Source organism: Clostridium sp. ZBS15 (genome assembly GCF_023845705.1).
GTDB classification, from domain to species: Bacteria; Bacillota; Clostridia; order Clostridiales; family Clostridiaceae; genus Clostridium; species Clostridium aquiflavi.
In genome coordinates this window covers 152863-171305 of the sequence record NZ_JAMQHY010000002.1, presented here as the reverse complement: position 1 = coordinate 171305, position 18443 = coordinate 152863, and the positions used below count along the sequence as shown (strand labels likewise).

The 18443-nt window shown below is 26.4% G+C and carries 15 protein-coding genes; 13 read left to right on the top strand and 2 right to left on the bottom strand.

From position 1 onward, the window contains the following. Nucleotides 1-326: 326 nt before the first annotated feature. The 9 genes from NG904_RS01405 to NG904_RS01365 all read left to right on the top strand — a co-directional run bounded on the left by NG904_RS01405 (nucleotide 327) and on the right by NG904_RS01365 (nucleotide 11248). On the top strand, nucleotides 327-1376 hold the full coding sequence (locus NG904_RS01405) for a galactose ABC transporter substrate-binding protein (protein WP_252229280.1): 1050 nt from the start codon (nucleotides 327-329) through the stop codon (nucleotides 1374-1376). Nucleotides 1377-1471: 95 nt separating this feature from the next. After that, the gene (locus tag NG904_RS01400; RefSeq protein ID WP_252213163.1) at nucleotides 1472-1618 is read left to right on the top strand and encodes a hypothetical protein; all 147 of its coding nucleotides are present in this window, start codon (nucleotides 1472-1474) and stop codon (nucleotides 1616-1618) included. Nucleotides 1619-1668: 50 nt separating this feature from the next. Further along, on the top strand, nucleotides 1669-1812 hold the full coding sequence (locus NG904_RS01395) for a CPC_1213 family protein (protein WP_491536912.1): 144 nt from the start codon (nucleotides 1669-1671) through the stop codon (nucleotides 1810-1812). 461 nt (nucleotides 1813-2273) lie between these two features. Further along, nucleotides 2274-3635 carry an MATE family efflux transporter gene (locus tag NG904_RS01390; RefSeq protein WP_252226128.1) on the top strand — a complete coding sequence of 454 codons (1362 nt, stop codon included), beginning with the start codon at nucleotides 2274-2276 and terminating at the stop codon, nucleotides 3633-3635. Between the two features lie 265 nt (nucleotides 3636-3900). Continuing rightward, nucleotides 3901-4512 (top strand): hypothetical protein, encoded by a 612-nt coding sequence (locus NG904_RS01385; protein WP_252229278.1) that lies wholly within the window; start codon nucleotides 3901-3903, stop codon nucleotides 4510-4512. 256 nt (nucleotides 4513-4768) lie between these two features. After that, nucleotides 4769-5731 carry a UV DNA damage repair endonuclease UvsE gene (gene uvsE, locus NG904_RS01380; RefSeq protein ID WP_252213166.1) on the top strand — a complete coding sequence of 321 codons (963 nt, stop codon included), beginning with the start codon at nucleotides 4769-4771 and terminating at the stop codon, nucleotides 5729-5731. Nucleotides 5732-5997: 266 nt separating this feature from the next. After that, entirely contained in the window at nucleotides 5998-9216 is a 3219-nt protein-coding gene (locus tag NG904_RS01375) for a ligand-binding sensor domain-containing protein (protein WP_252229276.1), read from the top strand. 43 nt (nucleotides 9217-9259) lie between these two features. Beyond that, on the top strand, nucleotides 9260-9943 hold the full coding sequence (locus NG904_RS01370) for an RNA pseudouridine synthase (protein ID WP_252226120.1): 684 nt from the start codon (nucleotides 9260-9262) through the stop codon (nucleotides 9941-9943). A gap of 141 nt (nucleotides 9944-10084) precedes the next feature. Next, complete coding sequence (locus tag NG904_RS01365; protein ID WP_252229274.1) at nucleotides 10085-11248, top strand: iron-containing alcohol dehydrogenase; 1164 nt, start codon at nucleotides 10085-10087, stop codon at nucleotides 11246-11248. Between the two features lie 115 nt (nucleotides 11249-11363). Here the strand turns inward: NG904_RS01365 and NG904_RS01360 are convergent, their stop codons facing one another. Together NG904_RS01360 and NG904_RS01355 are read right to left on the bottom strand one after the other, a co-directional pair. Then, a complete protein-coding gene (locus tag NG904_RS01360) occupies nucleotides 11364-11762 on the bottom strand; it encodes a GtrA family protein (RefSeq protein WP_252213170.1) in 399 nt (132 codons plus the stop codon). A 9-nt stretch (nucleotides 11763-11771) separates the two neighbouring features. After that, nucleotides 11772-12743 (bottom strand): glycosyltransferase family 2 protein, encoded by a 972-nt coding sequence (locus NG904_RS01355; protein WP_252213171.1) that lies wholly within the window; start codon nucleotides 12741-12743, stop codon nucleotides 11772-11774. A 234-nt stretch (nucleotides 12744-12977) separates the two neighbouring features. Between NG904_RS01355 and NG904_RS01350 the strand changes: the two genes are divergently transcribed. The 4 genes from NG904_RS01350 (at nucleotide 12978) to NG904_RS01335 (ending at nucleotide 18309) form a co-directional block, all read left to right on the top strand. Further along, the gene (locus NG904_RS01350) at nucleotides 12978-13838 is read left to right on the top strand and encodes a S66 family peptidase (RefSeq protein ID WP_252229271.1); all 861 of its coding nucleotides are present in this window, start codon (nucleotides 12978-12980) and stop codon (nucleotides 13836-13838) included. A gap of 211 nt (nucleotides 13839-14049) precedes the next feature. Then, complete coding sequence (locus NG904_RS01345; RefSeq protein WP_252213173.1) at nucleotides 14050-14406, top strand: nucleotidyltransferase family protein; 357 nt, start codon at nucleotides 14050-14052, stop codon at nucleotides 14404-14406. 575 nt (nucleotides 14407-14981) lie between these two features. After that, nucleotides 14982-17624: a valine--tRNA ligase gene (locus tag NG904_RS01340; RefSeq protein ID WP_252229269.1), complete on the top strand. Its 2643-nt coding sequence runs from the start codon at nucleotides 14982-14984 to the stop codon at nucleotides 17622-17624. Between the two features lie 364 nt (nucleotides 17625-17988). Further along, nucleotides 17989-18309 carry a putative heavy metal-binding protein gene (locus tag NG904_RS01335; protein ID WP_252213175.1) on the top strand — a complete coding sequence of 107 codons (321 nt, stop codon included), beginning with the start codon at nucleotides 17989-17991 and terminating at the stop codon, nucleotides 18307-18309. Nucleotides 18310-18443 lie beyond the last annotated feature (134 nt).

Genomic DNA, 18443 nt, shown 5'->3' with positions numbered 1-18443 from the left:
ACACATTTAAAACAGAGCCAAATTAAAAGTATAAATACTAAATAAATTTATTAATAAAAAATTATATGCTTGTCTAATTAAGAATTAGGGATATTAGAAAGCATAAAATAGTTTTTAGAGAATTACTTTATAAAGAAGCCCATTAAATATTAAGATTAGTTTTAATATTTAATGGGTTTATTTATGTTTTAATGGATAATTTATAAACAAAATCTAATACTATTAATGATATTTAATTTAAATTTAATAGTGTAGAAAAATAAGAAATAATTTAATAAAAAATACTAAATATAAAATCAAAGTAATTATATGGAGGATAAAATTAAGTGTTAAAAAAAATATTAAATATTAGTATAGTTGTATTTATTATAATCATAATATTTGTAAATTATAATAAAAATTCAATAATTACTAATTCAAAGGTTGAATTAGTAAATCCAGCTAAAGTAGGTGTATTAATATACAAACTTGATGATGAATATACCTCTACAATTCAAAAAAACTTAGAAGAAATTCAAAAGGAAAATGTAGGTAAAGTTGAATTTAGTTTTTTTGATGCTAATGGGGATCAAAGTAAACAAAATGAAACTATAGATACAGTACTAAAAAATGAAGTAGATCTTTTATTAGTAAATTTAGTTGATACGAGTGAAAAATCTACACAAACAGTTATTGATAAAATCAAAGAAAAAAATATTCCAGTAATTATATTTAATAGAGAGCCAATTAGTAAAATACCTGTAAAATCTTATGAAAAAGCTATTGTTTTAGCAAGAAATCCAGAAGAAGCAGGTATTCTACAAGGAAAAATTCTTGTTGATTTATGGAATACCAATAGATCTGAAATAGATGTAAATAAAGATAGTATAATGCAATATGTTATGTTAACAGGTGAACGTAATAATCTAGATACTATTGCAAGAACAAAATACTCTATTGAAACTGTTAATAAAAATGGAATAAAAACTGAAGAAATTGCATTAAGAGTTTCTGATTGGAGTAGAAAATTAGCAGAAGAAGCTGTTACTCCATTGCTTTATCAATATGGTAATAAAATTGAAGCAATAATTGCAAATAATGATGCTATGGCTATAGGTGCTATTGAAGCTTTACAGAAGCAAAATTATAATAAAGGAGATGAAACAAAAAAAATTATAGTTGTTGGAGTTGATGCAACACCAGAAGCACAAGAATTAATAAAAAAAGGTTTTATGTCAGGAACTGTTTTTCAAGATCCTCGTGCAGAAGCAGAAGCACTTTATACTTTAGGGATGAACTTAATTTCAGGTAAAAGTGCTATTGAAAATACAGACTATGAATTTGATGACACAGGAGTTACAATTCGTATACCATATAAAGAATATATCACTGAATAGAAAAACAATAAAATTTAGTATAAATAAAAATAATTTACTTATTAGAATAAAATATTATGATAAACACAACATATAAATAAAGCGAGGTGATACAAATGGACAATAATAAAAATAGGTTAAAAGATAGACCTAAATCAAATGTAGAACTTAGAAAAATAGACCCTAAAGAAAATTCGGATTTAGGTATTATTGATGGAAAAAAGATAGGTGCACCTTCACATAAAGAAAAAGATCATTTTTAATAAAGTATAAAATAAATACAAGTGTACACCATAATGTTGAGGTGATATTAATGAGTAATAAAAGTAATAAAATGAGAGAAAATAATAAAAGAAAAAAGAAAAATGTAAATCATAATCCTCAAGCTGAAAGTGTAAAAGCAGTTTTTGGAGAACCAAAAGCTAAACCATATGACCCAACTGATTTTAAAATTTAATAAACAAACAAACTATAAGATAAAGCATGAATGAATTTGTTCATGCTTTATCTTTATATACATAAATATATTGTTCTGTAAAATATTAAAAAATAATTAAGAAATGATAACAAGCCTTATCATGATTCCTATACTGAATTTTAAAGTGGATATAGCTAAAAACATAAGATGTGCAGTAATTTTAGTTGTTCTATTATTTTATATCAAAATTAAGGGTATAATTACCTTCTAACCAAGTATCTAACCCTTCTTTAGTAAAAAAACATCTACTTTTACCAACCTGAAAATGAGGAGTTTTAGATTCAGGATAATTAACTGTATAAAAATTATACGATATATTACTGGAAAATTTTTAAGTTTAGGAGTAAGATAATATGATTGTTCTAAATAACTATTTAAAAACTAGTAAATTATCCTGAGAGGGAATAATATAGTTACTAGAGGGGAGAGGGGGCTATAATATGTTTATAAGAAAAAATGTTTTAAAATTAGCTATACCAATAATAATAGAGCAAACATTTGTTATGCTTTTGGGTGTATGCAATACAATGATGGCAGGACATATAGGGGAAGAAGCGGTTTCTGCAATTGGAATGGTAGATTCAATAAATAATATGTTTATATCTTTTTTTGCAGCCTTATCTGTTGGAGCTACTGTAGTTGTTGCACAGCATATTGGAAAAGAAAATCATAAAAAAGCAAATGAAACAGCTAGACAAGCTTTGGTATCTGGATGCTGTTTAGCTGTTTTAATAAGTATTTTAATGTGGATTTTACGTGTTCCAATGATTAATGCTTTATATGGTACAGCAGAAGAATTAGTAAAATCAAATGCAAAAATATATTTAGAACTTACACTTATTACGTATCCTTTTATTGCAGTGCAGCAAATTGCAAATGGAGTATTAAGAGGATGTGGAGATACAAAAACACCAATGTATATTACAATGTTTATGAATATTATTAATATAATTTTAGGATATATATTAATTTATGGAATAAAAGATGTTAATTTATTAGGATATGTTTTAAATACAATGTCATATGGAATAGAGGGTGCTGCAATATCAATTGCAATTGCAAGATTGGTTGGAACAATTCTTATAGGAATTGTTTTATTTAGAGGAAGTAGAATTATAAGAATGAGAAAGATTTTCCCATTTAAATTTGATTTAGAAACACAAAAGAGTATATTTAATATAGGAATACCAGCAGGTGTTGAGCAAGTACTTTTTAATGCAGGAAAATTAATTGTTCAAATATTTATAGTAACTATGGGAACCGCATCAATAGCAGCAAATGCAATAGGTTCATCAATAGCAACTATTGTTGCAGTACCAGGAAATGCACTATGTTTAGCTGCAACAACTTTAGTAGGTCAATATGTAGGACGAGATGATACAAAAGGTGCAAAAAGCACACTTGTTTATTTAACTAAATTTGGAACAGTATGTTTGGTGGCAATAGGTTTAATATTTATTCCTATTTCAGAATGGGTATCTTCTTTTTATACAGATAGTATAGAGGTAATAAAACTTTCATCTACATTAATTAAAAGTAATAGTGTGGCTTTAATAGTATGGCCTATTTCTTTTATATTATCATCAGGGTTAAAGGGAGCTGGAGATACAAGATATACTATGTTAACAGCATTTGTAGGAATGTGGATTTTTAGAATATTTACAGGATACATTTTAGGAATAGTATTTAGACTTGGTGTTTTAGGAATTTGGATTGGAATGTACACAGATTGGTTAATCAGAGGAATAATGTATTGCTTTAGGCTTAGAGGTGAAAAGTGGCTTAAACATAAAGTTGTATAATAAATTAGGCTATGTTTTAGCAGAGTGTTGATATATGCATAAGCAAAGTGGACTGAGTAATTGAACTTAGGAATGCTAAAATGAGTATAGTCNNACGCATTTAAAACAGAGCCATAAATTAAAATAAAGTATCAAATATAATAAGGAGGTAGTTTATTTAAATATTGTACAATATTTTAAGTGAAATTTTTAAGTTTATGAGTAATATGATATGATTATATTTAAGTAAAACTAGTAAATAATAATATGCAGAGGATGACGTAATATGGAAGAAGTTATAATGTTAGAAGGATTAAGCGCAAAGGAAATATGGGAAAAGATATATAATAAAGAATTAGATTGTAAGAAAAATGTATTAGACTATATAGAAAAAATGAGAATACTTAAAAAATCAAATGTTAATGAAGAGCAAATTCAAGATACTTATAATTTTATTTATGATAGCATAGATGCTATGGCTGATAAAATAAAACCAAACACTATTATGTATTTAAAAAATCAACTTAAATCACAGCTTGGGAAGTATGTTTCAATAAAAGATCCTAAAAAAGAAAATGGATTTATAACATTTTTTAAAAAAGCTTACCCAGAAAAGAACAGAAGAAAAGATTTCACATGGGTATTAATGGATATAAATAAAATATCGGAAGAACAAATTTGGACTACATTAACTTATATAAATAGAGAATGTCTAAAAAATAACTGTAAAATAACTGAAGACAAAAAATCTGATATTATTAAAATAATAGAAAAATTAATTGCAAAGAATAACATAAAATATATAAATCAAGTTAAAAGTTTAGAAAAACTTCTTAATGTTTTAAAGATTAGAGTTGTGACTGTAAAAGATAGGTATAGCATTAAGTCTATAAATTAAGTTTATTATATAGATGATAATAAAAAGATAACACTATATTAGATATGAATAAAAAGTAATCTTGCTTAAAAGAATAAATATATCTAAAATAACACATCCTTATAAAATAAGAATAAAGTTTATAAGGATGTGTTAATTATGCCTTGGTATATAATTTTAGTAATATTTATTATAGTATGTTTAATAGGAATATGGATAGCTAATTGGTACAAAAATAAAAGATAGGTAATTCTTTTGATAATATAGGAGAATATTTATGAAAGTAAGATTAGGATATGTTTCAATAGCAATGAATTTAGGAAAAAAAGTTACTAGTTCTAGTACAGTAACTTTTAAAAATTATAGCAAAATAATAGAACAAGAAAAGAAGAGTGAAAAATTAAAATCAGTTGCATTATCTAACTTAAATGACTTAATAAAGATACTTGAATATAATATAGAAAACAATATACATTTCTATAGAATAACATCAGGTCTGATTCCTCTAGTCACTCATCCAGAAGTGGGGTACTGGGGTCATAGAGAGATGTTTAGAAAAGATTTTAAATATATAGGGAATCTCATAAAAAATTATAATATGAGGGTAGATACTCACCCAGATGAATTCAATGTTATAAATAGTATAAATCCTCAAGTTGTTAAAAATACAAAATTAAATTTAATACGTCAAGCAGAGTGGTTTGAAGACTTTGATTATAAAGAAGGAAAAATGGTAATACATCTTGGTGGAGCTACAGGAGGAAAAGAAGAGGGGATTAAAAGATTTATTAAAAATTTAAAAGAGTTTCCCACAGAAATAACGTCTAGATTAATTATAGAAAATGATGATAAAACTTATACTGCAAGTGAAATTTTAAATATATCTAAAGAATTAAAAGTACCTATGGTATTAGATGTTCATCATCATAATTGTAATAATTCTGGAGAAAACATAATGGAGTTAATTGAAGGTATTTTTAATACTTGGAATGAAGAGTCATTACCACCTAAAGTTCATTTTTCTAGCCCTAGGGATCATGAAAAAGATAGAAAACACTCAGAATTCATAAATGCAAATGATTTTGTAGAATTTATTGAAAAAACTAAAGTTATAGATAGAGATTTTGATGTTATGCTTGAATGCAAACAAAAAGATATAGCATTATTTAAATTAGTAGAAGAAATAAAAGAAATTAAGCCTAATTATAAATGGATTGATCAAAGTACTTTTGAGGCTTAACCAAAAATGGGGCTGTTGCAAAACTAACTTGAAAGTTAGTTTTGCAACAGCCTCTTAAAATAGATATTTTTATATAGATAGAAAATATTATAATAATTGGTTTTACTAAAAGGTGATTTTTTACTTAAATTATGTAAAAAATTTAAAATATTTAAAAATAAAATAAAATTAACTAGGAATATTAAACTATTAATATAAAATATTGTATTAAAAAATAGTATTGTAGTATAATTATTTATATAAATATTGTCGAAAAGGGAGAAATTATGAAAAAGAGATTAATATTGAAAAAAATAATGATTGTAGTAATATTTTTTAGTTTCTTAATAATAAATACTCAAAATGATGTTAAGGCATACAATAATATTAATTTTAAAAGTATTAGTATAGATGATGGATTATCTCAATCTAGTGTAGAATGCATTTTTCAAGATAGCAGAGGATATATATGGATAGGTACTCATGATGGATTAAATAAGTATAATGGAAAAGAATTTAAAGTTTATAAATATGAAGAAAACTCAAATAATAGTATTTCAAGTAACAGCATAACAGTAATTAAAGAAGACAAATCAGGTAATTTATGGGTTGGAACAGCAAATGGATTGAGTAAGATTAATTTAAAAGATGATACTATTGAGAACTATTATGATAAGGAATCACAAGGAAATTTATCTAATTATAACATTTGTGATATTTTAATTACTAATGACCAAAAAATATTAGTTGCTACAGCTGATGGGTTAAATATTTATAATGAAAATGAAGACAAGTTTGAAAGAATTTTATATAGTAATAATCAACAAGTTCTTACTAATCAGGTTATATATAGTTTAGATGAAGATGAAGATAATAATATATGGATTGGAACTGAGAATGGATTAAATAAAGTAAATATGAAAACTAAAGATATAGAATTTTTATATAATACTAATAATGACTATAAAAACTCTATACATAAGGTATATTCAGATAAGAATGGACAAGTATGGGTAGGAACATCTGGAGCTGGATTATTAAAGGTAGATATAAAAACAAATAATATAGTTAAATATAAAACTGGAAGTTTTGAAGGAAAAAGAGAATTTGAAAAAGGAAAATTAAAGGGTGGAGTAGTTAAAGATATTTTAAAAGACAGTAGGGGAGTAGTATGGGTATGTACAGATTATGGACTATCTATGTACAATGAAGATGAGGATAATTTTACTACTTATATAAATAGAGTATATGATAAATTTAGTTTAATAAACAAAAGCACTTTTTCTATAATGGAGGATTCTACAGGATTAATGTGGGTAGGTACATCTTCTGGAATTAGCACTTTTGATCCTAGCAATGGAATAAAACATTATAAATATGATCCTTTTTTAAAAAACACGATAAGTGACAACTCAATACAAGGGATTTATGAAGATAGTGAAGGATTAGTTTGGATAGGTACTATTAATAAGGGATTAAATATAATGAATCCTAAAACTGAAAATGTAACAAGAATAAATTCTAAAAATAGTGATCTTATAAGTGACAAAATTAAATTTATAACTGGAAGAAAAAATGAAATTTGGGTAGCTACAGACAATGGTTTAAATAAAATTGATAAAAATACTAATGAAATTAAAGTGTATACAACTGAGAATGGATTAACTAACAATAAAATAAGAACTTTATTTATAGATAATAAAGATTGCTTATGGATAGGAACAGCAGATGGAGTTAATGTTTTAAATTTAAAAGATGATACTGTAGTAGATATGACATATATTTTAAAAAACAATAATATAGTAGATACTTATGTTGATAGTATATATCAGGATAAAGAAGGAATGTACTGGATAGGGTTATATATGAACGGAGGATTAGTAAGATTAGATCCACGGGATATGACTATAAAAAATTATACTAAAGTTGAAGGCGATAACAATGCTATAAGTTGTAATGCTATAGTTTCAATAGTAGAGGACAGAAAAAATAATATATGGATAGGCACTAAATACGGACTAAATAAATTAGATAAGAATACAGAAAAATTTACAAGATACACAGAAAAAAATGGACTTGCTAATAATAATATTTATGGAATTTTAATAGATGATTATGATAATCCTTGGGTAAGTACTAATAATGGAATATCAAAATTAGATATAAGTAACAATACATTTACTAATTTAAATATATCAAATAGACTTCAAAGCAATGAATTTAATGGAAATAGTTATTTTAAAAATAGTAAGGGAGAATTTTTATTTGGAGGTATTAATGGATTAAATATATTTAATCCATCAGAAATAAATAAAAACAGAAGTTTACCTAAAGTTTTTTTTGAAGCATTTGAAGTAAAGGGAAAAAAATATAAAAATATAGATGGATTAAAATTTAATTCAGATGAAAATATGGTTAGAGTTAAAATGTTTGTTCCAGATTATAAGAATAGAGATGCTATAAAGTATTTTTATAAGTTGGAGGGGATAGATAGTGATTGGAATATTGGAAATTCTAATGAATTTACTTATAATAATATAAAATCAGGGAATCATATATTAAAAGCAAAAGTTGAAATGCCGGATGGGAGTCTAAGTGATGAAAGCCAAATTACATTTACTATAAAACCACCATTATGGAAAAGTAAACAAGCAATAATACTATATTTAATTATATCTATACTAATAATTTATTTAAGTCTTAATAAAATGAAGAATCTTGATAGAATGGTTGAAAAAAGAACTAAGCAGTTAAGGGAAGAGATGGACAAAAATAGCAAATTATTAAATAAAGTTATTGACTTAGAGCGAAATAAGAATAATTACTTTGTTAATCTTTCTCATGAACTTAGAACACCTTTAAATGTTATTTCATCTACAGAACAGCTTATATCAGAATTAAACAAACAAGATGATGGAATAGATAAAGAAAAGTTAAATTATTATATGAAGATAATAAAAAGAAATTCAAATAGATTATTAAGGTTAATAAATAATATAATAGATACAAATAAAATTGAAAGTGGAAGATATGAAACAAATTTTAAAGAAAATGATATAGTATATTTAGTTGAGGAAACATCTTTGAGTTTAAAAGATTATATTGAAAATAAAGGAATACACCTAATTATAGATCCGGAAGTTGAAGAAAAAGTTATAATGTGTGATAGTTATGAAATTGAAAGATGTATAGTTAATTTAGTAAGTAATGCAGCTAAATTTACACCAGAAGGCGGAGAAATAAAAGTAACTTTAAAAGATTTAAATAATAAAGTCATAATTAAAGTTAAAGATACTGGAATAGGAATAGATCCTAAATATCATAAAGCTATATTTGATAGATTTAATCAAATTGTAGATGCAAATTCAGAATCAAAAGGTGGCAGTGGATTAGGATTAACTATAACCAAACATATTATAGATTTACATAAGGGAAAAATATATATTAATAGTGATATTGGAAAAGGCTGTGAATTTGTTATAATATTACCTACTAATATAGAGTAGAATTTATATGTATCATTAAGCTTGTAAGGTTGGGATATAAAATATGAGAATAAACAAACTTTTTAGTAATTTAGGTATTTGTTCAAGAAAAGATACTAGTAAGCTCATTGAAGAAAATAGAATAATTGTAAATGGAATTCCATGTATACAAGGACAATGGGTAGAATTAGAGGATGAAATTCTTCTTGATAACAAGACTCTTCCAATAAAGAAAAAAATCTATATAGCATTAAATAAACCAGTAGGAGTAACCTGTACTGCAGCAGATGAAGTTGAAAATAATATAATAAATTTTATGGATTATCCTGAATATATATTTCCTGTAGGTAGATTAGATAAAGCATCTCAAGGATTAATATTGTTAACTAATGATGGGGATTTAGCTAACAATATTTTAGAATCAGAAAATGAACATGAAAAAGAATATATAGTTACTTTAGATAGACCTTTTAATAATGAATTTATTTTAGGAATGACAAGTGGTGTTGAAATATGTAATGTAAAAACAAGACATTGCAAAGTAAGAAGAATTTCGGAAGATACATTTAACATTGTTTTGACGCAAGGTCTTAATAAACAAATTAGGAGAATGAGCAAAGTTTTTGGATATAATGTTAAAAAATTAGAAAGAATAAGAATTCTTAATATTGAACTTGGAAATTTAGAATATGGTAAATGGCGTTATTTATTAGAAGAAGAAATAGAAGGGTTAAAAAATTCTAAGTAACAAAAATTTTTAGACAATATATACATATAAAGCTATATTTTACTACAATTCCATTTTACCTATTGCATATATCAATATATGTTTAAAACATAGCCAAATATAAAATATTTTAATTAAATATATCGTAAGGAGAGATTTTATATGGAAAATTTTAATTATTCAATACCTACTGAAATTTACTTTGGAAAAGGTCAAATAAAGCATTTAGGAAATGCTATAAAAAAATATGGAAGCAAAGTTCTTGTTGTATATGGTGGGGGAAGCATTAAGAGAATAGGTTTATATGATGATATGATGAAAATATTAAAAGATAATAATATATCATATGCAGAACTTTCTAATATAGCTCCAAATCCTAGAATAGAGTCCGTTAGAGAAGGCGTAAAACTTTGTAGAGATAATGATATAGAAGTTGTTTTAGCTGTTGGAGGAGGAAGCACAATAGATTGTGCTAAAGTTATTGCAGCAGGAGTAAATTATGATAATGATCCATGGGATATTGTATTAGATCCAAGCAAAATAACTAAGGTGTTACCTATAATTACAATTTTAACATTATCAGCAACAGGTTCAGAAATGGATCCATATGCAGTTATATCTGATATGAGCAAAAACCAAAAAATAGGTACAGGTCATGATAAGATGAAACCTAAAGTATCAATATTAGATCCAGAGTATACTTACTCTGTTCCTAAAAATCAAACAGCAGCAGGAACTGCAGACATTATGAGTCATATATTTGAAAATTATTTTAATAATACTAAAGGAGCATTTATCCAAGCAAGAACTGCGGAGGGACTACTTAAAGCATGTATGAAATATGGAAAAATAGCAATACAAGAGCCTAATAATTATGAAGCAAGAGCAAATTTAATGTGGGCATCTAGTTTGGCTATTAATGGTTTAATATCATATGGAACAGCTGGAGCATGGTCAGTACATCCAATGGAACATGAACTAAGCGCATTTTATGATATAACTCATGGAGTTGGTTTAGCGATTTTAACACCTCATTGGATGAGATATGTTTTAAATGATGATACGTTATATAAATTCGTTGAGTATGGAGTTAATGTGTGGAATATAGATGAGAGTTTAGATAAATATACTATAGCTAATACTGCAATAGATAAGACTGCAGAATTCTTTAAAGAATTAGGAATTCCATCAACATTAAGAGAAGTCGGAATTGGAGAAGAAAATTTTGAAATTATGGCACAAAAAGCAGTAAAATCAGGATTAGAATATGGATTTAAACCGCTTACGCCAAAAGATGTAGCGAACATTTATAAAGCTGCATTATAAATATTTATTTAAAACTTGCGTTAATAATTAAAAATAAAAAGACTGGTGTACAATGAATAAAAATTTATTGTACACCAGTCTTTTTGCATAATTTATATAAAAAAGATTTATATTATTAATGCTTAAATGCAAAAAATTTCATTAATACAAATGTTACAGGAACTCCGATTATAGCTGCTAAAACATAAGCTATAAGCTTGTGTAATCCCATCATGTTAAATACTATAAGAACAACTATATTTTGTATAATAAAATTTGGTATATATGAAATTGCAAATTTTATAAATTTATTAAAATCTAAAGCTTCTTTAAATGTAAAGAAACTGTTCAATAAATAAGATATAAATAATCCACAAATATATCCTACCACAAAAGCTATGTTCTCATTTAAAAAGCTTGAAAATATATATGAAAATACAACCCCAATAAATGTGTTTATAAGTCCTATAGTTACAAAAATAAAAAATTGTTTTGTAAAAAATGTATTTTTAAATTTTAGTATAAGCTTATCCAATATAGTCACCTACATATCAGTTTTATTTTCATCAGTTTTTATTAATTTATCAGCGATAATAAAACGAGGTCTTTGTTTTGTTTCATTATATATTTTCCCTATATATTCTCCAATTACTCCTAAAGATAAAAGTTGTATTCCACCAAGCATCCAAATAGATAAAGTTAATGAAGTCCAACCTGTAACTGTTTCACCTAAGAATTTAACTATAAGAGAATAAATTAAAGCTATAAAACTAACAAAAAATATAAAGAATCCTAATCCAGTAATTATTCTTATTGGTTTTATACTAAAAGATGTAATACCATCTAATGCAAAAGCAAGCATCTTTTTTAAAGGATATTTTGATTCGCCAGCAAATCTTTCATGACGTTCATATTCTACAATAGAGTATTTGTATCCGATTAAAGGAACAATACCTCTCAAGAATAAATTCACTTCTTTAAATTGACTTAATCCATCTAAAGCTCGTTTACTCATAAGTCTATAATCAGCATGATTGTACATAACATCTACACCAAGAGCATTCATAAATTTATAAAATCCTAAAGCAGTTGTTCTTTTAAAGAAAGTATCTGTTTGTCTAGATGATCTAACACCATAAACAACATCACTGCCTGAATAATATTCTTCAACAAATTTATCAATTACTTCAATATCATCTTGGAGATCAGCATCTAGTGATATTGTTATATCAGCATAATCTTTAGCAGTCATTAATCCAGCTAATAAAGCATTTTGATGTCCTTTATTTCTAGATAAATTTACTCCACTGAAAATTGGATTTTGAGCATGAAGCTCTTCAATTATATCCCATGTCTTATCTTTTGAACCATCATTAACAAATAAAATTTTACTATCATTTGATATAAAATCTTTATCTATCATGGAATTCATTTTTACTAATAATCTCTTTGCTGTTTCGTGTAATACAGCTTCTTCATTATAACAAGGAATTACCAAGTATAGGCAACCTTTCATATTATACTACCTCCAAATTGTCAATATATACGTTATGAAATATATGTACCAATGTTTCATAACGTATAAAAATACAAAAATCATTATAATCCATAATATTCAAATTGTAAACAAAACTCTGAGTTAAAGCAAGTGTATATAGGAAAAAACTTATCATTGACCATTAATAAATGAAAAAATATAATTAATTTAGATAAAGTATGTAACTTAAGAAAATATTAAAAGGAGAATTTTATGAAGTTATTAGATAAAGGTGATAAAGTTGGAATTATAGCATGTTCTAATGGGATTGATAAAAGCATGAAATTAAAGATTAACGAATTGGAAAGAATTTTAAAATCTATTGCTTTAAATGTTGTTTTTTCTAATACAATATATAAAAAATATTCTGTATTTAATGGAAGTGGAAAAGAGAGAGCTGATGAACTTATGAAATTTTTTGAAAATAGTGGCATAAAAGCTGTTTTTGATATTTCAGGTGGAGATTTAGCTAACGGAATCTTAGAATATTTAGATTTTAACACTATAAAGAAAAATCCTAAATTATTTTTTGGTTATAGTGATTTATCAGTAGTTATAAATGCATTGTATACTAAAAGTGATATAAAAACGTATCTTTATCAAATAAGAAATCTAATTGGAGATAATTCTGAAATTCAAATTAAGAACTTTAAAGAAACATTTATGGAAGGTAAAAAGAGTCTTTTTGATTTTAAATATGAATGGATACAAGGAAAATCTATTGAAGGAATAGTGGTAGGTGGAAATATACGTTGTTTTTTAAAACTTGCTGGAACAGATTATATGCCTAAATTTAAAGATAAAATTTTGTTATTAGAGAGTTTCAGTGGTGATGTGGCAAAGATGACTACATATTTAACTCATTACAAGCATTTAGGAGCATTTAAAGAGATAAAAGGCATAATACTAGGCAATTTTACAGAGATGGAAAATAATCAGTATAGACCTAGTATAATTGAATTAGTAAAAGAAATAGTAAGTGATGAGAATATGCCTATAATAAAAACAAGTGAAATTGGTCATGGCTCAGACTCAAAATGTGTTATTATAGGAAAGAATATATTATTAAAGTAATTAATATATTATTATTTGATTTAATGATAATTGTAGCTGCATTTAAGAATTTTAAGGTATTAGATTTTATGTAATGAATATAAGGAGAGAGGATTAAAATATTTGAAAATATTTACGCTTTATAATATTACAGGACTTGTTTTATTTACAATAGTCATTAAGTTGTTATAAAATAGTATAATAATTCAGAATTAAGATGGGATGAATTTAAATGAGAAATGATGTTGATTATTCACTAGATGAGAATTTAAGAAGCAGTATAATTAAAGCTAGAGATGTTATTTTAGATAAATTATATAATGCTAATGTATATCTTTTTGGTTCAATATCTAAAGGGAGATATTCAAAACAAAGTGACATAGATTTACTTGTTATAATTGACGAAAATAAATCAACTAAAGAATTAAGGTTATTAAGACATGAAATTGAAGATGCAATAGATGACATTAAGTTAGAAAAGGATGTAGATATTAAGTTATATAGTAAGATAAGGTATGATAAGCTTTGCAAAACACCATGTTTTGAGCAAGCAATACTTGAAGATTTAGTTAACATAGGAGGCTGGTAAAATGGTAAATAAGGATATGTTTTATTTTGCTGATATCGATGAACGCTTTATTATGGAATAAAATTTCATTAAACTACGATTATTGACAAAACATGACCATTAATATATTATAAAATAAAGAAAATACAAATTAATAATAAAGGCAATGAAAAAGAGGAGTAAAAACTGAAAGTATTATAAGGAAACTCGTTTTTATAAGATGAGAAGTACGGTTCTTTTAAGCTAAACTGTAGATTTAGAAAGAACAAAAAAGAGAGAGGGAATAGGTGAAAGCCCTTATATGGAAGGTTTTGAAGGTAGCTTTTGAGCTTCTTTGGTGAAATAACAGTAGCTAAAGACGGTTTTTCTAAATCGTTAACTAATTAAGAGTCCATTAAAGCATTATATGTGCTTATGTGGAAATAAAGGTGGTACCGCGAGTCTTCGTCCTTTTATGGATTGAGGGCTTTTTTTATTGCAGAAAAACAATAATTAATTAGCTTTAAATAATAGCTCTGTTTTAAATATATCAACACCATATTAAAACATAGTCTACAAACAACAAGAGCTAATTTAAATAATAGGGAGGAAAACAAATGTCAGAAACAAAAAATATTGCAACAACTTATGATCCAAAAGAATTTGAAGACAGAATTTATAAGACATGGGAGGAAAAAGGTTATTTTACTCCTGTAGTAGATAAAAATAAGAAGCCATTTACAATAATAATGCCACCACCAAACATAACTGGTGAATTACATTTAGGTCATGCATTTGATGATACTCTTCAAGATATGCTTATAAGATTTAAAAGAATGCAAGGTTATGCAGCACTATGGTTACCAGGTGAAGATCATGCATCTATAGCAACAGAAGTTAAAGTTGCTAATGAACTTGCTAAGCAAGGTTACAATAAAAAAGAAATGGGAAGAGAAGCATTCCTTGAAAAAGTTTGGGAATGGAGTGACGATTATAGAGCAAGAATAAGAAATCAAGTTAAAAAACTTGGAGTTTCTGCTGACTTTACAAGAGAAGCATTTACAATGGATGAAAATTTAAGTGCAGCTGTAAAGCATGTATTTGTTAAGCTTTATAATGAAGGTCTTATTTATCAAGGAAATAGAATAACTAACTGGTGTACTCATTGTCAAACAGCACTTTCTGATGCAGAAATTGAATATGAAGAACAAGCAGGTCACTTCTGGCACATCAACTATCCATTAGCTGATGGAAGTGGAGTTTTAGAAATTGCAACAACAAGACCTGAAACATTACTTGGAGATAGTGGTGTAGCTGTTAACCCTAACGATGAAAGATATAAACACCTTATTGGTAAAACTGTAATATTACCACTTGTAAATAGAGAAATTCCTATAGTTGGGGATGACTATGTTGATTTGGAATTTGGAACTGGTGCAGTTAAGATGACTCCAGCTCATGACCCTAATGACTTTGAAGTAGGAAAGAGACACAACCTTGAAATCATAAGAGTTATGGATGATAAAGGTATTATCAATGAAAAAGGTGGAAAATATAAAGGCTTAGATAGATACGAAGCTAGAAAATCTATAGTTAAAGATTTAGAGGAAGCAGGACTTCTAGTTAAAATTAAAGATCACTCTCATAATGTTGGTACGCATGACAGATGTGGTACTACAGTAGAACCAATAATATCTAAGCAATGGTATGTTAAGATGGAAGATTTAGCAAAACCTGCTATAGAAGTAATTAAGACTGGAAAAACTAAATTTGTTCCAGAAAGATTTGATAAGACATATTTCAACTGGATGGAAAACATTCAAGATTGGTGTATTTCAAGACAATTATGGTGGGGACATAGAATACCAGTTTACTACTGTAAAGATTGTGGTGAAATGATGGTACTTGAAGAAGCACCAACTAAATGCTGCAAATGTGGATCTACTAATATAGAACAAGATAATGATGTACTTGATACATGGTTTAGTTCAGCATTATGGCCTTTCTCAACATTAGGTTGGCCAAATAAAACAGAAGACTTAGAATATTTCTATCCAAACAATGTTTTAGTTACTGGACATGATATAATCTTCTTCTGGGTTGCTAGAATGATCTTCTCAGGACTTCATTGTATGGGAGAGACTCCATTTAATACTGTATTAATACATGGACTTATAAGAGATTCTCAAGGTAGAAAGATGAGTAAATCTTTAGGAAATGGTGTTAATCCATTAGATGTAATAAGTGAATATGGTGCGGATGCATTAAGATTTATGATTGCAACTGGTAATGCTCCAGGAAATGATATGAGATACTATCCTGAAAGAGTTGAAGCTTCAAGAAACTTTGCTAATAAGATTTGGAATGCTTCAAGATTTGTTATGATGAACCTTGATAAGGAAATCATGAATAAATACAAAGATTGCAAAGAATATTCATTAGCTGATAAATGGATATTATCAAAAATGAATACATTAGTTAAAGAAGTTACAGAAAATATGGATAAATATGAACTTGGAATTGCAATGCAAAAAGTTTATGATTTCATGTGGACTGAATTCTGTGATTGGTATATAGAACTTGTTAAACCAGTATTCTATGGTGAAGATGAAAAAGCTAAGGGAGTGGCATACAATGTATTAAATACTGTATTAGTTACAGGATTAAAATTATTACATCCAGCTATGCCATTTATAACAGAAGAAATCTTTACTCACTTAACAGATGAAGAAACAATTACAACATCTGTTTGGCCTGTATTTCATGAAGCTCTAGTAAATGCAGAATCTGAAAATGATATGGCATACATTATTGAAGCTATTAAGGGATTAAGAAATGTAAGAGCTGAAATGAATGTACCACCATCAAGAAAAGCTAAGGTTATTTGTTATATTGCAGAAGATGCAAAACAAGCATTTACAGCAGGTAAAGCTTACATGGAAAAATTAGCATCAGCTTCAGAAGTTGAATTCATAGCTGATAAATCAATTGTTCCAGAAAATGCAGTTTCATTAGTAGTTAAGGGTGGAGAATTATTCATACCATTACTTGATTTAGTAGATAAAGATAAAGAGCTTGAAAGACTAAATAAAGAACTTAAGAAACTAGAAGGCGAAATCGAAAGAATAGATAAGAAATTAGGAAATGCAGGATTCGTTGCTAAAGCTCCAGCCGCTGTTGTAGATGGAGAAAAAGCAAAGAGAGAAAAGTATGTTGAAATGCTTGATGCTGTTAAATTAAGAATTGAATCTTTAAATTAATTATATAATTAAGATGTGATTTTAATGAGAATTGTACACATATTTGAATGTGTGTACAATTCTTTTATTATATATGGAAAAGTATAGAATTTTTAAAGCATGAAAAGCAAATAAAATATAGTGAAAAGCAAATAAAAGGTGAGAATTAAAAGTTAAGAAAAAAATCATTGATGGAAGTTTTAGTGTCTAAAAAGTAGAAACAAGTAGATTTCACTAAAGGGGTAAAATAATAACTTTGTTATTTTAATCTTAAAATAATTTAAAAACATGGTTTAAGGTTAAATTATATATTATAATCATTTTAATAATAAATAGATAAAAGTTAATAATTACAAATAAAATTAAGTATAAAGGAGAGTTTTATATGATTATAACAACAACACCATCTATAGAAGGTAAAAATATTTTAGAATATAAAGGAGTTGTATTTGGAGAAGTAATCTCAGGTGTGAATTTTATAAAAGATTTTGCAGCTGGATTATCTAATTTCTTTGGGGGACGCTCTAACACTTATGAAGGTGAATTAATTGAGGCAAGAGAAAAGGCTATGAAGGAAATGGAAAATAGAGCTATACAAATGGGAGCTAATGCAGTAGTTGGAGTAGATATTGATTATGAAGTACTAGGAGCAGATAATGGAATGCTTATGGTAACAGCATCAGGTACTGCTGTTTATTGTGAATAATATTAGAAATTTTTAATATCACTAATATATATAAGTAAAGAGTAATTAAATAATTTAATATAATAAGTATATATTAAAAAAAGTAAAATAAATATTAATACAGTTGGTTATATAAGCTAAATAAGCAAATTTTA